The organism is Marinobacter bohaiensis (assembly GCF_003258515.1).
GTDB lineage: Bacteria > Pseudomonadota > Gammaproteobacteria > Pseudomonadales > Oleiphilaceae > Marinobacter_A > Marinobacter_A bohaiensis.
Window position 1 is genome coordinate 410793 of sequence record NZ_QGEH01000002.1, and the last position, 19528, is coordinate 430320.

19 protein-coding genes are annotated in these 19528 nt (G+C 61.7%); 5 read left to right on the forward strand and 14 right to left on the reverse strand.

Going from position 1 to position 19528, the window contains the following annotated elements; all coding sequences use genetic code 11:
- Positions 1–47: 47 nt before the first annotated feature.
- Complete coding sequence (locus DKK67_RS14575) at positions 48–374, reverse strand: thioredoxin family protein (protein ID WP_111497220.1); 327 nt, start codon at positions 372–374, stop codon at positions 48–50.
- Positions 375–538: 164 nt separating this feature from the next.
- On the opposite strand from DKK67_RS14575, the gene DKK67_RS14580 reads away from it, so the two are divergent.
- Positions 539–1489 (forward strand): LysR family transcriptional regulator, encoded by a 951-nt coding sequence (locus tag DKK67_RS14580; protein ID WP_111497221.1) that lies wholly within the window; start codon positions 539–541, stop codon positions 1487–1489.
- A 45-nt stretch (positions 1490–1534) separates the two neighbouring features.
- Here DKK67_RS14580 and DKK67_RS14585 read toward each other — a convergent pair whose 3' ends face one another.
- On the reverse strand, positions 1535–2617 hold the full coding sequence (locus DKK67_RS14585) for a lipid A deacylase LpxR family protein (protein WP_111497222.1): 1083 nt from the start codon (positions 2615–2617) through the stop codon (positions 1535–1537).
- Positions 2618–2926: 309 nt separating this feature from the next.
- Between DKK67_RS14585 and DKK67_RS21620 the strand changes: the two genes are divergently transcribed.
- Positions 2927–3079 (forward strand): hypothetical protein, encoded by a 153-nt coding sequence (locus DKK67_RS21620; RefSeq protein ID WP_162628848.1) that lies wholly within the window; start codon positions 2927–2929, stop codon positions 3077–3079.
- Between the two features lie 111 nt (positions 3080–3190).
- On the opposite strand, the gene DKK67_RS14590 is transcribed toward DKK67_RS21620, so the two are convergent.
- Both DKK67_RS14590 and DKK67_RS14595 read right to left on the reverse strand, forming a co-directional pair.
- Positions 3191–3394 (reverse strand): hypothetical protein, encoded by a 204-nt coding sequence (locus tag DKK67_RS14590; RefSeq protein ID WP_228160647.1) that lies wholly within the window; start codon positions 3392–3394, stop codon positions 3191–3193.
- Between the two features lie 25 nt (positions 3395–3419).
- Complete coding sequence (locus DKK67_RS14595; RefSeq protein WP_111497223.1) at positions 3420–4217, reverse strand: AraC family transcriptional regulator; 798 nt, start codon at positions 4215–4217, stop codon at positions 3420–3422.
- Between the two features lie 72 nt (positions 4218–4289).
- Between DKK67_RS14595 and DKK67_RS14600 the strand changes: the two genes are divergently transcribed.
- Complete coding sequence (locus DKK67_RS14600) at positions 4290–5690, forward strand: SLC13 family permease (protein WP_111497224.1); 1401 nt, start codon at positions 4290–4292, stop codon at positions 5688–5690.
- Positions 5691–5696: 6 nt separating this feature from the next.
- Here DKK67_RS14600 and DKK67_RS14605 read toward each other — a convergent pair whose 3' ends face one another.
- The 10 genes from DKK67_RS14605 to DKK67_RS14650 all read right to left on the reverse strand — a co-directional run bounded on the left by DKK67_RS14605 (position 5697) and on the right by DKK67_RS14650 (position 16437).
- Positions 5697–6221: a C40 family peptidase gene (locus DKK67_RS14605; protein ID WP_228160648.1), complete on the reverse strand. Its 525-nt coding sequence runs from the start codon at positions 6219–6221 to the stop codon at positions 5697–5699.
- 124 nt (positions 6222–6345) lie between these two features.
- Entirely contained in the window at positions 6346–7914 is a 1569-nt protein-coding gene (locus tag DKK67_RS14610; RefSeq protein ID WP_111497226.1) for a bifunctional GNAT family N-acetyltransferase/carbon-nitrogen hydrolase family protein, read from the reverse strand.
- Between the two features lie 211 nt (positions 7915–8125).
- A complete protein-coding gene (locus tag DKK67_RS14615) occupies positions 8126–8737 on the reverse strand; it encodes a Yip1 family protein (protein ID WP_111497227.1) in 612 nt (203 codons plus the stop codon).
- 221 nt (positions 8738–8958) lie between these two features.
- Positions 8959–9849: a heme o synthase gene (gene cyoE, locus DKK67_RS14620; protein WP_204355831.1), complete on the reverse strand. Its 891-nt coding sequence runs from the start codon at positions 9847–9849 to the stop codon at positions 8959–8961.
- Positions 9849–10181: a cytochrome o ubiquinol oxidase subunit IV gene (gene cyoD / locus DKK67_RS14625; RefSeq protein WP_111497228.1), complete on the reverse strand. Its 333-nt coding sequence runs from the start codon at positions 10179–10181 to the stop codon at positions 9849–9851. The genes cyoE and cyoD overlap by 1 nt, the downstream gene beginning before the upstream one ends.
- Positions 10181–10807, reverse strand: a complete 627-nt coding sequence (locus DKK67_RS14630) for a cytochrome o ubiquinol oxidase subunit III (RefSeq protein ID WP_111497229.1) — start codon at positions 10805–10807, stop codon at positions 10181–10183. Before DKK67_RS14630 ends, cyoD begins: the two co-directional genes overlap by 1 nt.
- Positions 10808–10809: 2 nt before the next feature.
- Positions 10810–12801: a cytochrome o ubiquinol oxidase subunit I gene (gene cyoB, locus DKK67_RS14635; RefSeq protein ID WP_111497230.1), complete on the reverse strand. Its 1992-nt coding sequence runs from the start codon at positions 12799–12801 to the stop codon at positions 10810–10812.
- Positions 12802–12805: 4 nt separating this feature from the next.
- Positions 12806–13759 carry a ubiquinol oxidase subunit II gene (gene cyoA / locus DKK67_RS14640; protein ID WP_111497231.1) on the reverse strand — a complete coding sequence of 318 codons (954 nt, stop codon included), beginning with the start codon at positions 13757–13759 and terminating at the stop codon, positions 12806–12808.
- A gap of 632 nt (positions 13760–14391) precedes the next feature.
- The gene (locus DKK67_RS14645) at positions 14392–14571 is read right to left on the reverse strand and encodes a hypothetical protein (RefSeq protein ID WP_111497232.1); all 180 of its coding nucleotides are present in this window, start codon (positions 14569–14571) and stop codon (positions 14392–14394) included.
- Between the two features lie 192 nt (positions 14572–14763).
- A complete protein-coding gene (locus tag DKK67_RS14650; RefSeq protein WP_228160649.1) occupies positions 14764–16437 on the reverse strand; it encodes a sensor domain-containing diguanylate cyclase in 1674 nt (557 codons plus the stop codon).
- A gap of 361 nt (positions 16438–16798) precedes the next feature.
- Between DKK67_RS14650 and DKK67_RS14655 the strand changes: the two genes are divergently transcribed.
- Together DKK67_RS14655 and DKK67_RS14660 are read left to right on the forward strand one after the other, a co-directional pair.
- A complete protein-coding gene (locus tag DKK67_RS14655; RefSeq protein WP_111497233.1) occupies positions 16799–18106 on the forward strand; it encodes a hypothetical protein in 1308 nt (435 codons plus the stop codon).
- 177 nt (positions 18107–18283) lie between these two features.
- Positions 18284–19468 carry a PilT/PilU family type 4a pilus ATPase gene (locus DKK67_RS14660; RefSeq protein ID WP_111497234.1) on the forward strand — a complete coding sequence of 395 codons (1185 nt, stop codon included), beginning with the start codon at positions 18284–18286 and terminating at the stop codon, positions 19466–19468.
- Positions 19469–19528: the final 60 nt, after the last annotated feature.

The window sequence follows — 19528 nt, forward strand, 5'->3', positions numbered from 1 at the left end:
CAGGGCACAAAAAAAGGAGCAGCGACGGGGCTGCTCCAACAGGGGGATTACAGTGCTTCGGCTAAAAAGGACCTGAGTTCACCCAGGGAGGCAACTCCAGTGCGGCGGGCGACCGCCAGCCCCTCTCGAAAGACGATGAGGGCGGGCAGGTTGCTGACGCCAAGGGCGCTGGCCGTTTCCGGGTTAAGGTCCACATTCACCGACACCACATCCACGGTGTCGGCAAATTCATGGGCCAAGCCGGCCAGGGTGGGCTTGAGCGTGTGGCACGGACCGCACCAGGGGGCCCAGAATTCGACCACCACGGTTTTCTTGCGGTGGCTGATGGCCCCGGCAAATTCGCGATCGGACACCTCGCGGACAAGGTTTTTCACACCCCGGCTCCACTGCTGTGACTTGGCTGATGTAGGGCATGATGCCGCAGGTCACTGGCTCGGACTAATTGCGACGCCGTATAGTGGACATCACGGCTGGTGATGCGGTGATCGCCGTGGCGTATTGGCACTCCGCTCAAGCGCTTGTTCCCAGGAGACCCGGAATGAAGAATCAGGAACTGACCCTGCTGTATGTATTCAACGCCATTATGACGGAAGGGTCGATTACCCGGGCGGCGGAGCGGCTGTCGATGACCCAGCCGGCGGTCTCCAATTCGGTGGCGCGCATGCGTCAGATCTGGAACGACCCGCTGTTCATCAAGAAAGGCCGCAACATCGAGCCGACGTCGTATGCGCTCAGCCTCTGGAACCAGGTGCGCAGCCCCATGTACGAGCTGTCCAACGCCGTGCGCGACAGCCACTTCGATCCCGGCGAATCCAAGCGGGAATTCCGCATCGCCATTCCCGACGCCACGCTGGAGCTGATCTGGCAGTCGCTGGTGTGCGAGCTGGAGGAATGCGCGCCGGGCATCGACCTCCACGCGGTGCCCTACGCCACCGAGACGGCCTTCAACCAGCTGCGCCAGGCCCACGTGGACATGGCCATCGGCATGCTGACCGAGCACGACCACAGCCTGCGCAGCCGTTGGCTGTTCGACAGCCACCAGACCCTGGCCATGCGCAGCGACCATCCTCTGGCGGGCCAGCCGCTGAGCCTGGACGACTTCATCGCGGCCAAGCACCTGATGGTGTCCATGGCCGGCACGGCGCGCAATATCGTGGATTCCGCCCTGAGCCGCCAGGGTCTGAAACGGCGGGTGGCGGTGACGGTCAATCATTTCCCGGCGGTGCCCAAACTGCTGCGCACCTCGGACCTGATCGCGACGATTCCGGACATCGCCACCTACGACGAGGATTTCAAGGACGGCATCTGGATGACATCGCCGCCACTGGACGTGGATCGCACCAGTCTCTACCTGATCTGGCACACCCGACACGACCGGGATCCAAGCATTATCTGGATGCGGGACCTGGTGGAACGGGTGACCAAGGCGCGCTGGGCCGATCTGAACGATGCCATGGCGGAGGCCGGACAAACAGCCAGCTCCGGCTGAGGCGGGCGGGGCAACTCGGTCCCCCGGCACTCGTGTCCCTTGGCACTAGTTAAAGGTCTTGCTGAAAATCAGCCCGCCCCAGGCCAGGGTGCGGTCGGCGTCGCCACCGTCCACTTCCGAACTTTGCACCCGGGCTACGTAACTGAGCTTGTAACCCTGCCCCAGGGAGTGGGTATAGCCCAGCCATGCCTCCGCCAGCAGCGGGCGCACATCACTGCGATCAATGGTGTAGTCGCTGTGGCGGAACTGGCCTTCCAGAAACGCGTTGTAGGCCCGCGCCTTGAGGGCCACACCGCCCCAGAAATAGCTCTCCCGCGCCTGACCGGCGCTGGTTTCGTTGACCCGCTCGCCGTAGGCGGTCAGCTCCGGGTTGAAGCGGTTGTCCGGGGATGAAATCAGCCCGTCCCGGAAGGTCAGCGCCACCCCCGCCTCGGTCAGGTAACCGGCCGACGCGTAGTATGTGGCCTTGAACTTGGACGACGGCGTGCTGATGTCCAGGTAGTCGTGATAGGCCAGGGAATAGCGCAGTGTGGGCTCGCCGCCATCGGACACCTGGTGGTCCCAGCCCCGGGCTTTCTCGCTGGACAGCACCTGGTGCACCGCGTTCTGGCCGCCCTTGAAGACATCCAGCCCCAGCATCCCCAGCGTCAGCGACGAGGTCCAGCCATCACCGGTCTTCGGGTTCACGTAGGAGCGACTGTTGCTCAGGTACACCAGGCTGGCGTATGGGCGATCGCCGTGGACGACATTGGCCTGGTCGATGTCTTCGGGCGTGAAACCGTAGACACCGAACTCGATGGCCGGCGTGTGGACGTCCATGTCCGGCAGGGCGCGATCCAGGCCCAGCGAACGGTCCACCCAGCCCAGGGTATTGTCCAGTGGGCGCCAGTGATCGACGCCCTGCCTGCCGGCGTAGGTCAGCGCGAAACCGGCGGTGTAATCGCGGTCGGTGTGGCGCGGGGCCAACAGGTCGTTGTCGAAAGAGATGGCCCAGGCCTGTGGGCCGCCATGCTCAGAGGGGGGGGCGAACGCCACCGCGGGTGATGATGGGTCCGTCTGCGGGGCCGCCGACAGCACCGGATGGAAGAGTACTGTCGCGAGCAACCCGGCTAGCCGTCTGTTTCTCATTGGGTCCTCCTGCAGCGATCGCACCGCCTGCGGCGCGATTCCGTCGAGGCCCAATAGTTTTACGCTTAATTATTGCCAAAACTAATCAAAATTTGAAATTCAATACATCACCTTTTTTTATGATTTCAGACTACCAACTCTCTTTAACGGGGTAGGTAGTCGCACGTACATCATGCAGGATGATATTTAGAATACATACATAGAATTATTCTATGCCGGTGTGTTCCTCGATAATTATTTCATCGGGACGCGGCAAGGACTCATCCGAACCGCTCCCACAACCAGCGTTACTTATTTGGAGGAAACACCATGCGTACCACTATCCTGAACACACTGCTCGTTGCCGCACTCGCATTCGCCGGCGTTGCTCACGCCAGCCAGGCCGACCGCGCCTCTGACGAAGCGGTCGCCGCGCCGATCACACTGGCCCCCCAAAGCATCGGCGAAGCCAGCGGCTCTTGATCGCCCAGACCATCCGGCCGCAGCGCGCTCAGCGCCTGCCGGCCGGATGCCTGATCTCCCATCGACCGTAGCGCTATCCCCCGAGCCAGGTCGATCCATCCCCCGCACCGGTCACGGCGCGAACCGCGGCAAAGCCAGCAACAGTACGCCCACACCGACCATCGGCCAGGTGCCTGTCACCAGATACGGATACAGCATCAGCGCCAGCCCGCTGTAAAAGTACGGCTTGCGTTGCTGTCGACGTCCGTAAATGACGTAACCCAACCCCACCGAACTGAAAACCAGTCCGACGAACAGCGGCGTGGTATCGATCATGGCCCTGCTTTCCTCATCATTCCGTTTACGACAATTCCCGGATAAAACTCTGCGGCGGCTTGCCAAAATGGCGCCGGAAGGTCGCCACGAACGCGCTGCTGCTGCGGTAGCCCAGGGTGTGGGCCACCGTCGCGCTACGCTCGCCCTGGCTCAACCGATTCACCGCTTCCAGCAGGCGCAGGCGCGTCCGCCATTGCTGAAAACTCATGCCTGTTTCGGCCTTGAACAGCCGCTCCACGGTGCGCGGGCTGGCGCCGCAGTCCCGGGCCAGCTCCGCCAGATGGCGGCGGTCGGCCGGGTCGGCGGACAGCTGCTGCATCACGGCCTGCAGGCGCCGGTCCCGTGCGGCGGGCAGGTACAGCGGCGAGGGTTCCAGGCGGGCGATTTCATCCAGCACCACCTGCACCAGACGCGCATCACCACCATGGGGCGGATGCGTCGGGTCCAGGGCCATCACACGTCCGATCAGCGCCCGCAGCAACCCGGTCATCTCCATCACCTGGCACTGCTCGGGCAGGTCGTGGCAGGCGCTGGCGTCGACGTAGAGGTAGCGGATCGAGGCACGCGTCTGGGTGGTTACCTGGTGACGGATCCAAGGCGCAATCCAGACGGCGTGGGTGGGCGGCACCACCCAGGCGCCGCCGTCGGTGATGATCCGCAACACACCCTGCTCGGCCCAGGCCAGCTGTCCGCGGGGATGGGCATGGCTGCGCACGGTCCGGTCGCGATGGTAGGCGGCCGCATGGCACAGCACCGGCCGCTGCGGATCCTCGATGAAACCTTTGCCCTGGGGCTCGTGTTGTGGCGTGTTGGCGATACCCATTGTCAACCTGTCGGCTTTTAACCTGCCGAGAATACACCCAAGATAAGCGCTCGCAAACTGAGGAGTCTCGCCGTGTTTAACCGACGTCACCTGGCGCCCGCGCTGGTGGTCCTGGTCGCCTTTCTGGCGGTGCTGATCCAGGTCCATCCACCGGCGGTGCTGGATGCCAACCAGACCCGGACCCTGGGCATCGTGCTGGTCACCCTGGTGCTCTGGGCGACCGGGGTGCTGCCGGAATACCTGAGCGCGTTGCTGTTCTTCCTGGCCGCCCTGCTGCTGGAAGTGGCGACGCCGGCACAGATCTTCTCCGGCTTCGCGTCGTCCGCCTGGTGGCTGATCTTCGCCGGCATGATCATCGGCCTGGCGATCCGCAACACCGGCCTGGGCGACCGGCTTGCCGCCGTATTGGGTAAACGCCTGGCCCACAGCTACGCAGGCCTGATCGTGGGGTTGGTGGTGGTCTGCACCCTGTTGGGTTTTGTCATGCCCTCGTCCATGGGGCGTATCCTGATGATGATTCCGGTGGGCATGGCCCTGGCGGAGCGTTGCGGCTTCGAGGCCGGGAGCCCGGGGCGTACCGGCGTGGCACTGGCAGTGACGATGGGCTGTCACGTGACAACGTTCACCATCCTGCCGGCCAATATTCCCAACATGGTGATGGTCGGCGCCGCCGACACCATCTACGGGCTGCAGTTCCGTTATACCGATTACCTGCTGCTGCATTTCCCGATTCTCGGTGCCCTGAAGGCTTTCGTCATCGGTTGGCTGATCCTGCGTTTTTTCCCGGCGACGACCGCGACCACTCCGGCGTCGACGTCCCAAGTGCCATCATCCGGCGCCCTGTCAGGGCAACAGCGTTATCTCTCGGTCATCCTGCTGGTCGCGCTGGGCCTGTGGCTTACCGACAGCTGGCATGGTGTGGGCCCGGCCTGGGTGGGGCTGGGCGTGGCCATCTTCCTGCTGCTGCCGAAAGTGGGCCTGGTGGACAACAGCCGCGTGGGTCCGCAACTGAACATCACCGTGCTGCTGTTCGTCGCCGGCGTGCTGGGCCTGGGCGCGGTGGTGAACGGTTCGGGGCTGGGGCAGATCCTGGCCACGCACATGGAACGCTGGCTGCCGCTGTCGCCGGGGTCCGACGCTGGCAACTTCTTCTCGCTGGTGGGGATGGCCTTCAGTACGGGCCTGCTGACGACACTGCCCGGGGTGCCGGCGGTGCTCACGCCCATGGCCCAGGATCTGTCCCAGTTGACCGGCCTGAGTCTGGAGACGGTGATCATGACACAGGTGGTGGGCTTTTCGACGATCCTGCTGCCGTACCAGTCCGGCCCGCTGCTGGTGGGGATGCAACTGGCCCACGAACCGGTGCGCAGCCTGCTTAAGATCACCTTGCCACTGGCCCTGATCATGTGGCTGGTGCTGATTCCGCTGGATTATCTGTGGTGGCAGCTGCTGGGCATGTTCGGAGGCGCCTGACGGATTTCAGTGCTCGAAGCGGCGCGCCTGGCTGTAGCGGTCGCGCCAGTAGTAACCGTCCAACGCGGATTCGGTGACGCCCACCGAGCTGGAGGCGTGGATGAAGCGGTTGCCGCCCATGTAGATGCCGGCGTGCTGGTCTTTGCCCTCGATGCGGAAGAACACCAGGTCTCCCGGCTTTATCCGGTCGATGGGCACCACATCGCCCATGGCCAGCATCTGGTCTGTCGTACGTGGCAGCAGGCGGCCCAGGCCCTCGCGATAGGCGGTCATGATGAAGCCCGAGCAATCGAAACCATCGCTGTCGGTGCCGCCGTAACGGTAGGGCGTGCCTTCGTAGCGCTCGAACACCGCCTGCAGGCGATGCGTGGTGGTCGATGCCGGTGCGGCATCGACGGTGGAGAATCGCGGCGGCGGATCCGCGGGCGGCGTACCGGCACAACCGACCAACCCGATCAGCAGCAGCGCCATGAGCCCCAACCGGCGAGAACCGGTAAAGAATCTATTTTTCAGAAGGTTGGGGCGAATCATGGGTATTTCCTGTGAACAACGGGCGCTACCCAGTCACTTTCCAATGACTTTTAACGGGTTTCCAGCCACTTTCCGAACACTCTATCGGCAAAATCCGTGGCTGTCAGGTTACCATTCCGACGCCCTAATCCCCCCGCCAGTTGACGCTGTACAGCTCGTGCCGACGGTCGTGCAGGTTCTTGACGGTCCCGCTGTTGCGCGCGGTCAGTAGCACCTTGGGCCGCAGGTCTGCGAAGGCGACGGTTTCCACGTTAGGGGTGGTATCGGCCGCGATGCCGTCGCGGTCGAAGGGGAAATCGCAGGGCGTGAGGATGCAGCTCTGGCCGTACTGCAGCTCCATGTTCGGCACATTGGGCAGGTTCCCCACATTGCCGGACAGCACCACATAGAGCTGATTCTCCACCGCCCGCGCCTGGCCACAATAGCGCACCCGCAGATAGCTCTGGCGCTCGTCGGTACAGAACGGCACGAACAGGATCTGGATGCCCTGGTCCACCAGATGGCGGGCCAGTTCCGGAAACTCGGCGTCGTAACAGACCAGCACGCCGATGGGGCCGCAGTCGGTCTCGATGGCGCTGACCCGCCGACCGCCGGTGATGTTCCACCAGTAGGCCTCATTGGGGGTAGGGTGGATCTTGGGCTGCTCGAACACCTGGCCGTCGCGCAGGAACACGTAGGCCATATTGCGTATCGTGTCGTCGGCGGCTTTCACCGGCGTCGAGCCGCCCACGATGTTGATGTTGTAGCGCAGCGCCAGGTCGCGCATCAGCTCGCGATAGGCCCCGGCGTAGTCGGTCATGGCCTCGATCGCCGCGGCCGCGCTTTCCCGGCGCCGCTCGATGGACAGCAGTTGCAGGGTGAACAGCTCGGGAAACACCACGAAGTCGCCCTTGTAGGTCGCCACGACGTCGACGAAGTACGTCACGATGTCGCTGAACGCCTCGAAAGAGGCCACCGGCCGCTGCTGATACTGCACCGTGCCGACGCGCACCGTGTCCGGCATGCGCTTGCCGTAGAGCTTCTGGCGCCCACGCTCACCGTTGGGCGTGACCGCCGGGTTGCGCCAGATCAGGTGAATACCGTAGCCCATGGAATCGTGGTCAGCGTCCAGGTAATGGGGCAGGATGCCGTGGATTTCGAACTCGTTGTGGAGCTGGAAGGAGAGCACATCGTCGCGCTCCTTCTTCGAACGGATCGCCTCCACGTAGGCCTCGACGGAGTCGTAACGACGGATCTTGCGGCGCAGGGACGGCAGACGCCCGGCGAAGACCACGCCCTGCAGCTCCAGCGCCTGACACAGCGACTTGCGCTCGTTGTACAGGCGCTGGCCGATACGGTAGCCGCGATAGTCCGGGTCCACGCAGACTTCCATGCCGTAGAGCCAGTCCCCCTGGGGATCGTGGCGGGACGCATAACCGTTGCCGGTAACGGAAGTCCAGTCGTGGGGTTTCAGGGCCACCTCGCCGGCAATGCGGAAAGTGGCGCAATACCCCACCACCTGTTCGCCCACCACGGCCACGAACTGGCCTTCCGGGAAATTATTCATCTGACCGGTCAGTGGGCCCTCACTGTAGCCGTACATGCCGGTGCCGGCGTAGACCCGACGGCTGAGGGTAATGATGGCGGGAATATCCGAACGCCGCGCCTGACGGACCTCCAGCCGCTTGTTCGGGTCGGAAAAGGGCGGACACATAGGTTTTCTCCCGGGAAGGCCTTCGTGTTGCCGTCACGGCGTTCCCCACCCGCTCCGACCGTCCGGTCCGAATGATTCGCCCGCCAGACAGCGCAGCCGCGGAATCGACTCGACGCAGACAGGATCACCGGAACAGGACGCCACCGGCCCATGGCCGGCGGCATCAGCAGGATGGCGGGCGGGGCCGACGGCCGGCCCCGTTAAAGGCGCGCTAGAACCGGAACAGCCAGGGCAGCAGCACCTCGCCGTAGCCCCACAGCATCACCGTGATGGCCAGCATGCCCTCAAGGATCAGCACACCGAAGGCCAGGGTGGTGCTGGAGACGATGAAGCCTTCTTCCGAGCTGATGCCCAGGAAGTACGGGATGCCGAGGTAGAGCAGGTAAGCGGACACACACAGACCCACAATCCCGGCCAGCAGGCACAACCAGACCAGCGGATAGACCGCCACGAGCCCGCTGAGGAACATGGGGGTGGCGATGTAGCCGGCGAAGATCACGCAGCGGCGGCGGCTGGGCGGCTTGCGGAAGCGCTTGGCCATCCAGTGGATCACGCTGCCGACCAGGAACACGGCGCCCAGAATGGCGACGTAGAAGGCAACGCCCGCCAGGAACGCGCTGAGCAGATCAAGCTTTATGAAGGCATGGTCGCCCCCAAAGCCCCAACCCACCAGAGTGGTCCCGATAAAGGCACAGATCACGGGGATCGCGGCGAGCAGGAGCACGTGGTGAGCGTACAGGTGCCTCACCGTTTCGTGCTCGTCCTCAATGTGCCCCCACTCGGACTTCGGATGGGTCAATAGGCCCCAGACGTGCGTCAGCATACAAACACCCCCTCTCACGGCGTTGATGACTTTCAACATCCAGAACGTTTGTTATCTCAACATATAGTCGATGTTTGCCCAATGCGCACACCCGGATGCAGTGATTCTTTCGCCAGATCAACACAGGGATCGCGAAATCGGACTCGGCCTGGAGGGGAACAGCGGGAAAGGGAAGGTGATGCAGACCGCCGCCCGTTCAGACGGCAACCTGCATCGGAGGATCAGGCCAGGGCAGCCGGCAGCAGCCCGTTGATGGCCATCATGAAGCTCAGCACCATGACCGTCAGGATCGAGAATCCGAAGTGGCCCTTGGCCCACTTCACATCGTCCTCGGCCCGATAGCCCTTGAGCCCCAGGCGTAGCCAGTAGAGGCCCATCAGCAGGATCACCACGAAGTACGCGATGCCCGTATAGCCCGCCACAGTCAGCGACAGGGCCGCCACCAGGAAGGCGACGGTATACGCCACCATGTGGTGCTTGGCGCTGTCGATGCCGTTGACCACCGGCAGCACCGGAATGCGGGCCGCCTTGTAGTCACTGAAGCGGAAGATGGCAATCGCGTAGGAATGCGGCATCTGCCACAGACAGAAGGTCACCAGCAGGATCAGCGCGGCGCCGTCGAACTGCCCGGTCACCGCGCAGTAGCCCACCACCGGCGGCATGGCACCGGACAGACTGCCGATCAGCGTGCCGTACACCGAATGGCGCTTCGAATACAGACTGTAGGCGCCGACGTAGATCGCGAAGCCGAACAGCGCCAGACCCGCGGTCAGCAGGTTGGTCTGCATCAGCATGGTGAACCCCGCCAGACCCAACAGCGTGGCAAAACCCAGGGTCGTGGCCGGTGTAATCGTACCCTGCACCAGGGGCCGGTCCTGGGTGCGCTCCATCAGCGCATCGATGTCGCGATCGATGACGTTGTTGAAGGCACACCCGGAGGCAATCACCAGCGCCAGACCCAACAGGGTCACAACGAACAGCGCCGGATTGAACCCGCCCTGGGTGGCCAGGAAAAAGCCACCCATGACGGAGATCGAGTTGCCGAAAATAATTCCCGGCTTGGTGAGGGCGATGAATTGCCGGAGCACGTCCTTAACAGACGCGCCCGACATCACATCAGATTGATGTGCAGGTGATACAAAATCCACAGTGAGCCACCAATGACGAGGACCAGGATCACGGCGGTGAAGAACACGAAAGAGCCGGATTCACGGCCTTCCTGTGACTTCAGGTTCATATGCATGAACAGGATCAGCTGAATCATTACCTGCAGGATCGCCATGATGGTGATCGTGACAACAGTAACGGCCTCGCTGAAACCGCCTTTCATCACCATGCCAAACGGAATAGCCGTCAGGACAAGGGAGAGAATCAGCCCGATGACGTAGGACTTAACGCTGCCATGGCTATGGCTTTCGCTGTCATGAGAGGTAGACGTACTCATTACAGGGCTCCCATCAGGTAGACAAAGGTGAACACGCAAATCCACACGATATCCAGGAAGTGCCAGAACAGGCTCAGGCACATGATGCGCGGACGCGTCATATCATTGAGTCCCTTGGTCGACAGCTGAATCAGCATGACCAGCAACCACAGCAGGCCGAAGCTGACGTGCAGACCGTGGGTTCCGACCAGGCCAAAGAAGGCGGACAGGAAGCCACTGCGGTCGGGACCATAACCTTCCACGATCAGGTGATGGAATTCGTAGATTTCCATACCGACGAAGCCGGCGCCCAGCAGGAAGGTCACAGCCAGCCAGCCCTTGAGCTGGCCGATCTTGTCCTTGTTCATGGCCAGTACAGCCATGCCGTAGGTGAAACTACTGAACAGCAGCAGGACCGTCTCGACCAGGACAAAGTCCAGTTCGAAGATATCCTTGGCGGTGGGACCGCCGGCGGTGCCGTCGTGCAGCACGCCGTAGGTCGCGAACAGCGAGCCGAAGATGATGAGATCTGACATCAGATAGATCCAGAACGCATACATCTTCATACCAGCGGTATCGTGGTGCTCGTGGTCATCGTGGCCGCCGTGAGCGGCCACATTGTCGTGAGTCATAGTGTCAGTTGCCATGATTACGCCTGCATCTCCACACGTTTGTAGTGCTCAGTCTCGATCCGCTTCACTTCGTCGGCGGGCACGTAGTAGTCGATGTCATCGTTGAACACCCGCGCCATGAAGGCCGCGAAGATGCCGATGGCACTCAGACCGGCCAGCCACCAGATGTGCCAGATCAGGGCGAAGCCAAGGACGATGCTGATCGCGCCCATAATCGGACCGGCAGCGGTGTTACGCGGCATGTGGATATCCTGGTAGGTGGTTTCCTCCGGGTTCTCCAGATGCTGCTTGCCGCCCGTCTTCTGCTTCTCCTCCCAATAGTTATCGATTGAGTGGATCTCAGGCAGTTTGGCGAAGTTGTAGAAGCGCGGCGGAGACGGAATCTGCCACTCGAGCGTACGGCCGTTCCAGGGATCGCCGGAGACGTCCTGGTTCTGCTTGCGGTCGCGGATACTGACGATCATCTGGATCGCGGTGCACAGAATGCCCAGCAGGATGATGACGGCGCCCACCCAGGCGACGATCATCAGCGGCTGCCATTCGGCGTTCTCGTAAGACTGCATGCGACGTACGGCGCCGAAGAAGGCGAGGATGTACAACGGCATGAAGGCCATGTAGAAGCCAATGAACCAGCACCAGAAGGAGCGCTTGCCCCACTTCTCGTTCAGCTTGAAGCCGAACGCTTTCGGGAAGTAGAAGGTCAGGCCGGCCATCATGCCGAACACCACGCCGCCGATGATGACGTTGTGGAAGTGGGCGATGACGAACAGGCTGTTGTGCAGCACGAAGTTGGCCGCCGGTACGGACAGCATGACGCCGGTCATACCACCAATGGTGAAGGTGATGATGAAGCCCAGGGTCCACAGCACCGGAGAGGTGAACTCCAGACGGCCGCGGTACATGGTGAACAGCCAGTTGAAGATCTTCACGCCCGTGGGTATCGCGATGATCATCGTCATGATGCCGAAGAACGCGTTGACGTTGGCCCCCGCACCCATGGTGAAGAAGTGGTGCAGCCAGACGATGAACGACAGCACACCAATCGCCAGGGTCGCCCAGACCATGGTGTTGTAGCCGAACAGACGCTTCTTGGCGAAGGTCGCGATGACTTCGGAGAACACACCGAACGCCGGCAGGATCAGGATGTACACCTCAGGATGGCCCCAGGCCCAGATGAGGTTCACGTACATCATCATGTTGCCGCCCATGTCGTTCGTGAAGAAGTGGAAGCCGAGGTAACGGTCCAGCGTCAGCAGAGCGATGGTCGCGGTCAGGATCGGGAACGACGCGATGATCAGGACGTTCGCCACCAGCGAGGTCCAGGTGAAGATCGGCATGCGGAACAGGGTCATGCCCTTGGTACGCATCTTCATGATGGTGACGAAGAAGTTGATGCCGGTCAGCGTGGTACCGATACCGGATATCTGCAGCGCCCATATCCAGTAATCCACCCCGACCCCGGGACTGTACGTCGTCTCCGATAGGGGCGCGTAGGCCAGCCAGCCGGTCTGGGCGAATTCGCCCACGAACAGGGAGATGTTCACCAGAACCACACCGGCTGCGAACAGCCAGAAGCTCAGGTTGTTCATGAACGGGAAGGCCACGTCGCGCGCACCGATCTGCAGCGGAACCAGCAGGTTCATCAGGCCGATGATCATCGGCATGGCGACGAAGAAGATCATGATCACGCCGTGGGCGGAGAAGATCTGGTCATAGTGGTGCGGCGGCAGATAGCCTTCGGCACCGCCCGCGGCAATCGCCTGCTGGGTACGCATCATGATCGCGTCGGCAAAGCCGCGGATCAGCATGACCAGGGCCACCAGGAAGTACATGATGCCCAGTTTCTTGTGGTCGATGGAGGTGATCCACTCGTTCCACAGGTACATCCACTTCTTGTTGACAGTAATCCAGCCAACCAGGGCCGCGCCGACGATGGCAATGACTGCCACCGTGGTCACGATGATCGGCTCGTGTAGGGGGATCGAATCCAGGGTTAATTTACCGAACATATGCTTACTCCGCTGCCTCTGCGCTCATGCGCTCGCCATGCTCTTGTTCACTGTGTTCACCGTGACCGTGACCAGCGGGTCCACCGTGGCCATGGTGTTCCATGCCGCCGCGGAAGCTGTCGAGGATCTTGTTGTAGAGATCCGGTGAAACGTTCGAGTAGTGATGGACCGGCTCAGACTCACTTGGCTTGGCCAGTTCCTGATATTCGTCCTCGAAGGACAGGGTTCTGGACGAGTCCTGAACCTCTTTGACCCAGGCATTGAAATCGCCGTCAGACAGGGACAAGGCCTCGAAAGTCATTCCGGAGAAGCCGGCACCACTGTAGTTGGTGGAGCGGCCCATCCAGTTCCCTGTGTCGTCAGCAATCAGGTTCAGACTGCTGTCCATGCCGGCCATGGCATAGATCTGGGTGCCCAGTTCCGGAACCCAGAAAGAGTTCATGACGGAGCCGGAGCTGATGCGGAAGTGAATCGGGGTATCCACCGGGAAGGCCAGTTCGTTAACCGTGGCGATCTTCTGGTCCGGGTAGATGAACAGCCATTTCCAGTCGAGAGAGACCGCCTGGATTTCGATGGCTTCCTTGTTGTTGTCCGCTTCGATGGGCTTCATCGGGTTGAGGCTGTGAGAGGTGATCCAGGTGAGGATCGCCAGCACAACGATGATCACGCAGGGGATCAGCCAGACCACGATCTCAATGGCGTTGGAGTGGGCCCAGTTCGGCTTGTAGGTGGCGTCCTTGTTGCCCTCACGATAGCGATAGGCGAAGAGCAAGGTCATCACGATAACGGGGATAACGACAATCAGCATCAGGGCGAATGCCGTGATGATCAGAACGCGCTGCTCCTCACCAACCTGGCCTTTGGGATCCATCAGCGCCGAGCTACAGCCCGACAGCAGCAATGGCAAAGCGGCTAGTAGTACAGCGCCCAAGACGCGTAACAAGCTCTTCTCTCTCATTTTTCAACCTCATTAGAGCAAGGCAAGGCAAAGCCCACGTAACAAGCTCACATTTAGCTAACTAAATTGGATTGCGGAAGTTTAAGGAATCGTATGGCGGACAGTGCGGGCCGGTCAGGCTCGACTGCTTCAGGTTAAGCCTGACTCCATGCAGAAATCGGCGCCAATAGTGGAGCAGGTCACGACCGGATTCCAGCAACAACTTGACACAGGTCATGCAGACAAATTTGACGCGGGCGATTCTCCCCGCTAGAGGGGGTATCGAGTCAATATCGCCTTTGGCGACAGTTAACGAAAAACCGGCGACTTAACAACCGGTTAGTACGTACAAATTCGTACCTGAATCCTGTCTTCCTGTTAATAAGAGCCGACCGCAGTCTTTTCACGCACGCCACAACACGCCGAAAAACGGCAAAAACGAATCCAATCACAACCTCGGCGCGCGGAATTCTACCACACCCGGCGCAGCGCTCCACTTTCTGTGACGATTCAATTCATGAGTGACGAACAATTTGCCATTGACAATAACTATGAAAGGCAACTTTCAGATCGAGTGCGATGTCCGGACGGCATCCGGAGAGAGACTGAGGGACGGCGGGCTACAACAGGGGCGACACAAGGCCCGACGCCGCTCAGTGCGGGCGCCGGTCCTCTTCGGAGCGGTTTTCGGAGAGGTTCTCGTCCGGCGTCAGGTAATAGTCCTGCTCCTCGACGCGCTTGACCTCGGGATCCTCCACCGCATTACGGCGTCGTCCGCGGTACAGCCAGACGCCGATCACCACGGCGACAATCAGCACGATAAGCCATTTCATGGGGCACCTCCTGCGGGCTGCGAGGCCTATGTCTATGTTCTAGCCAGCCGACGCGGTGCCGTCAACGCCGGCAAGCCATCATGGAGACATCGTCACGAAGACCGGTCATGACGGCAGTGAACCGGGCGACAGACCATGAGGCTCACCGCCGGCACAGACCCGGTTACGGCCGGTGGATTTCGCCCGGTAGAGCTACCGGTCGGCCACCACGATCAAGTCGTTGAGCGACTGATGCCAGGTCAGGCGACTGGCCACGCCGATACTGACCGTGACCCGGATCTCCGCGCCGCGCTCCCGCATCACCCACGTCTCGACGCGGCGCCGGAAGCGCTCGGTCACCCGGTGCGCCTCATCCAGCGTGGTATCCGGCAACGCCACGATGAACTCCTCGCCACCCCAGCGCCCGAGGATATCGCCGTTGCGTTTGGATTCGTTGAGGATGGCGGCGATCCGACGCAATACCGCATCACCGGTATTGTGTCCGTACTGGTCGTTGATCTCCTTGAAGTGATCCAGGTCCAGGATGGCGATGCAGATATCACCCTCCTGGCGCTCGGCCAGGCTCCAGAACGACCGGGCAATGGGCAGGAACCCGCGGCGGTTATTGAGCCCGGTCAACGGATCGACCTGGGCCTGGTGTTCCGCCTTCTGCCGGGCCTCCTGGTACTGGCGGACCAGATCGGCCAGCGCCAGCACCAGCAGGACCGCATCGATCGCCATGCCGATGTCCACCGCCCGGAAGCCAACCCAGGTAAACGGCAACACGCCCCAGACCGAGAAGCCAGTGACCGACGCTCCCACCGTCGACGCCAGTGTCCCCAGCAGGAAATAACGCGCCGCCCGGTTACCGGCACGCCAGCTGGACACTCCCATGTACAGCATCAGCACACTGAACAGCGGCACCAGCGAGAACGCCAGCAGCAGCGCCGCACTCTGCTGGTTGGCGACCAGCATCACCAGGAAAACAATCAGGTACGCCAGACAAAGGGTCCGGATGGCCCGGTACAGACCCGGCCGAAAACGGGCGATGCGCAGGAAATTCGTGGCAAACGCCAGGCCGCTGAACATGAAACAGAACATGAACAGCGGCGGCGCCCACTGCTGCCAGAGCACGGCTCCGGGCCAGAACACCACCATGCCCAGCCCGGTGTAGGACAGATTCATGGCCAGGAACGCCCCCATATAGAGCGTGTAAAAGAGATAGCGGCGCTGGCGTATACCGACGAACAGCAGGAAATTGTAGAGCAGAAGCGCCGTGACGACGCCGTAGATGAAGCTGTAGAAGACCGCGTCGCGCAGCCCTTGCGCGTGAGAGGTCTCGACGCTGGAAAACGACACCGGCACCACCATGGGGTCGGCGGTTTCAACCCGGAGCAGGACGCGCGTCACGCCCGCCTCATACCAGTGATCGAACTGGCCAAAACGGTTCTGTCCGGAACGCTGCTGGACCGGCAACCGATCCCCCGCCGTCGCCACCGCGATCAGCGAGTCACCGCGCAGCAGGTACATATCGACCCGATCCAGCCAACCGATGCCCAGCACAATGCGGCGCAGTACCGGATCGGGATAGGGCTGTTCCACATCGGCCACCAGCCAGACCGGCGGCGAACCAATTCCCTGGACCAGTATCGACCGGTCCGGTCGCAACAGCTTTTCCGGACGCTGATCCACCTGCTTCACAACCTGACCGACGGTAAGCGGGCCTTCAGATTCGATGAGATAGGCAAAACGATGCGTGACCGAGGTCCGGCTGTCCGCCGAGACATCAATACGGGGAACATCCGCCCAGACCGGACGGACCGCCAGCATCAGGGCCAGCAACAGAAAACAGAATAGACAACGGCAACCGAGGGTATCGGGAGGCACGGGGCTAGACCTTACTTGGCCGCTGAAAGCGTATTGTTATGGCGCCATCCGAGGCGGGACTCCGTGCAAGTATGACGCAAATGCAACTTTCACAGCATAGCCGGACGCCGCCCGCCCCACAACCTGTTGTTGACGAAGGCGTCATAAATCATAAACCCGAAGACCGGCGGTCGACAGCCCCCGTCGGGAGCCCATTCAGCCGAAAGTGAATTCCCTTACATTTGCAATATTTAACGTTACATGGATAACCGTTAATGTTTGTCCATACTCGCATCAACGTGCCCGGTTCTCCCCCCGGACGGCGGTTCGCCATCGACGTTGAGTCAGCGTTGTGCCATGGACATAACACCCAGGGACTTTCATGAAACGGATTCTGCTCGCCCTCATTGTCGTCTTAGCCGGCGGCGCCTTTTTCGCCCATCATCAGATCACCAGCCGGGTCGAAGACCAGATGGACAAGGCCGTGCAGATGGCCAGCCTCTACGGTCGTCTGACTTACGAGGGCGTGTCCGTCTCGCCGGACGGCAGCGTGGCCGTCAACCAGATCGATTTCTATCCCCATGCGATTTCCGACCAGGTCCATATCGACCGGGTTGCACTGGAAACCGGCAACCCCTGGGTGCTCTATAACCTGAAACAGAAGCTTCGTGACGGCGAGGTGCCGGACCACCTGGCGCTGCGGTTGGAAGGCATTACGATCGATCTGGATGGCCCCCTGTATCGCCAGATGCTGGCGCAAAAGGGCGAGCAAAGCTTCCCGTCCCGCCTGAGCCTGGCCGGTTGCGGATCCGAACAGACGTTCAGTGCTTCCGAACAGCTGGATATGGGGTATCAGCAGGACGTCATCGACCTGACACTCGCCTATCAGCTCAACGATTCCCGGGACAGCCTGGCCTTCACTCTGGGTGCCGACTTCCGCGACCAGACTAACCTTCAACTGAATCTTGCCATCGACCCGGGGAGTAGCCTTGAGGGCAGTACAGCATTGGGCGCCGCAGCCATGGGGGCGGCGCTCAAGTCCGCCAAGGTCACTGTAGACGATAACGGATTCAACATGCGCAGCCAGGAAGTCTGTGCCGAAAGAACCGATATGGACCTGGCCGCCTTCCGCACGCATCACCTGCAAGCCTGGGAGACGGTGTGGGCCGAGTATGGCATGGCGCCCAGCGATTCCCTCAGGCAGACCTACAAGACCTACTTCGAGAACCCGGGCAGCACACTGACGCTTTCCATTGAGCCTTACCCGCCCCTGACTTCGGCGGACCGGAATCTCAGCCAGGATCCGGACTACCTCAGCGGCCGCCTCAACCCCAAAGTCGGTGTGGACGGCAACCTGAAGCCCTTCCAGATCACCAAGGCGGCGCTACCGGACAAAGACGACAGCGCCACCGCGCAGGCCGCCCCGCAAACGAGCGAGCCGGCCGTCACCGAGGCCACGACGGCGACCCGGCAGCCGGCGGCGGACAACACGCCCAAACCGTTGCCGCTGAACACGCTCGATGACCACAGGAACCAGTCCGTGCGCATCACCCTGACCAGCGGCGAAACGGTCGAAGGCCGGATTCAGGGCGTCGAAGGCCAGCGTCTGAAGCTGCAGCGGCGGATGTACGGCGGCAACATGGTGGTTCCCATCCAGTTCAGCGCCATTCAGGCCGTATACCGCCAATAACCCACCATACGGTCACGTATCCCGGTGCGCCGCCGGGATACGTGACGGCACCGACCGTTACAAAGGGTGTCTTGTACCGCGACAGCCTCCTGCCAATACTCGAAAGTCCTGGAAAACCGATTTCTGCGCCGCCGGCGACAACCGCCCCGGCGCGCGCTCACAGAAAGGACATTCGCCGTGGCCACGCCCATCGACAAGTACCTCAACGTTCTCGCCAAGCATGACGGTTCCGACCTCTACCTGAGCACCGGCGCGCCGCCCAGCGCCAAGTTCCAGGGCAAGCTCAAGCCGCTCTCACAGCAGTCCCTGAGCGCCGGCCAGGTGGAAGCCATCGCCATGGAGCTGATGGACTCCGAGCAGAAAGAAACCTTCTCCAGCGAGCTGGAAATGAACCTGGCCGTCTCCATTCCCGGCGTGGGCCGGTTCCGGGTCAACGTCTTCAAGCAGCGCAACGAAGTCGCCATCGTCGCCCGGAACATCAACACCGAAATCCCGCAGTTCGACAACCTGGGCCTGCCGGAAGTGCTGAAAGACCTGGTAATGGAGAAGCGCGGGCTGATCCTGTTCGTGGGCGGCACCGGCTCGGGCAAGTCCACGTCGCTGGCGTCGCTGATCGACCTGCGCAATTCGTCTGTCGGCGGCCACATCATTACCATCGAAGACCCGGTGGAGTACGTGCACAAGCACAAGAAATCCATCGTCAACCAGCGCGAGGTGGGCGTGGACACCCGCAGCTTCCGCAATGCCCTGAAGAACACCCTGCGCCAGGCGCCGGATGTGATCCTGATCGGCGAGATCCGCGACCGCGAGACCATGGAACACGCCCTGGAATTCGCCGAAACCGGCCACCTGGCCATCTCCACCCTGCACGCCAACAACGCCAACCAGGCGCTGGAGCGGATCATCAACCTGTTCCCGGACGAGAAACGCCCGGCGCTATTGATGAGTCTGGCCCAGAACATCCGTGGCTTTGTCTCGCAGCGCCTGATCCCCACCGTGGACGGCAAGCGCTGCGCGGCCGTGGAAGTCCTGCTGGGCACCAAGACCATCCAGGAGCTGATCCTCAAGAACCGCCTGCCCGAGATCAAGGAGATCATGGAGAAGTCGGAAAACCTGGGCATGCAGACCTTCGACGCCGCGCTGTTCAAGCTCTACATGGACAACCGCATCAGCCTGGACGACGCCATCGCCAACGCCGACTCCCCCAACAACCTGCGCCTGCGCATCAAGCTGGCCAGCGGCGAGAGCGTGGCGGCGCCGGCCGAGACCAAGCCGCAAGCCCGTAGCGCCGGCCCGATGGAACTGAGCATCGAATCCATCGACGAAGACGAGGACGAGGATCCCGGCACCCTGCACGTCTGACGCCACACGCCCCGCCGACCACCGCCTGGCGGGGCTTTTGATCCGGGCAATTCCTTACGG

Bases quoted from the DNA above. Each gene is read 5' to 3' on its own strand.
- DKK67_RS14630 (WP_111497229.1), bottom strand. From the start codon at position 10,807: ATGGCAACTGACACTATGACTCACGACAATGTGGCCGCTCACGGCGGC.
- DKK67_RS14590 (WP_228160647.1), bottom strand. From the start codon at position 3,394: ATGATCGATACCACGCCGCTGTTCGTCGGACTGGTTTTCAGTTCGGTG.
- DKK67_RS14615 (WP_111497227.1), bottom strand. From the start codon at position 8,737: ATGCTGACGCACGTCTGGGGCCTATTGACCCATCCGAAGTCCGAGTGG.
- DKK67_RS14585 (WP_111497222.1), bottom strand. From the start codon at position 2,617: ATGAGAAACAGACGGCTAGCCGGGTTGCTCGCGACAGTACTCTTCCAT.
- DKK67_RS14605 (WP_228160648.1), bottom strand. From the start codon at position 6,221: ATGATTCGCCCCAACCTTCTGAAAAATAGATTCTTTACCGGTTCTCGC.
- DKK67_RS14595 (WP_111497223.1), bottom strand. From the start codon at position 4,217: ATGGGTATCGCCAACACGCCACAACACGAGCCCCAGGGCAAAGGTTTC.
- DKK67_RS14610 (WP_111497226.1), bottom strand. From the start codon at position 7,914: ATGTGTCCGCCCTTTTCCGACCCGAACAAGCGGCTGGAGGTCCGTCAG.
- cyoD (WP_111497228.1), bottom strand. From the start codon at position 10,181: ATGAGTACGTCTACCTCTCATGACAGCGAAAGCCATAGCCATGGCAGC.
- cyoB (WP_111497230.1), bottom strand. From the start codon at position 12,801: ATGTTCGGTAAATTAACCCTGGATTCGATCCCCCTACACGAGCCGATC.
- DKK67_RS14645 (WP_111497232.1), bottom strand. From the start codon at position 14,571: ATGAAATGGCTTATCGTGCTGATTGTCGCCGTGGTGATCGGCGTCTGG.
- cyoE (WP_204355831.1), bottom strand. From the start codon at position 9,849: ATGTCGGGCGCGTCTGTTAAGGACGTGCTCCGGCAATTCATCGCCCTC.
- DKK67_RS21620 (WP_162628848.1), top strand. From the start codon at position 2,927: ATGCGTACCACTATCCTGAACACACTGCTCGTTGCCGCACTCGCATTC.
- cyoA (WP_111497231.1), bottom strand. From the start codon at position 13,759: ATGAGAGAGAAGAGCTTGTTACGCGTCTTGGGCGCTGTACTACTAGCC.
- DKK67_RS14655 (WP_111497233.1), top strand. From the start codon at position 16,799: ATGAAACGGATTCTGCTCGCCCTCATTGTCGTCTTAGCCGGCGGCGCC.
- DKK67_RS14580 (WP_111497221.1), top strand. From the start codon at position 539: ATGAAGAATCAGGAACTGACCCTGCTGTATGTATTCAACGCCATTATG.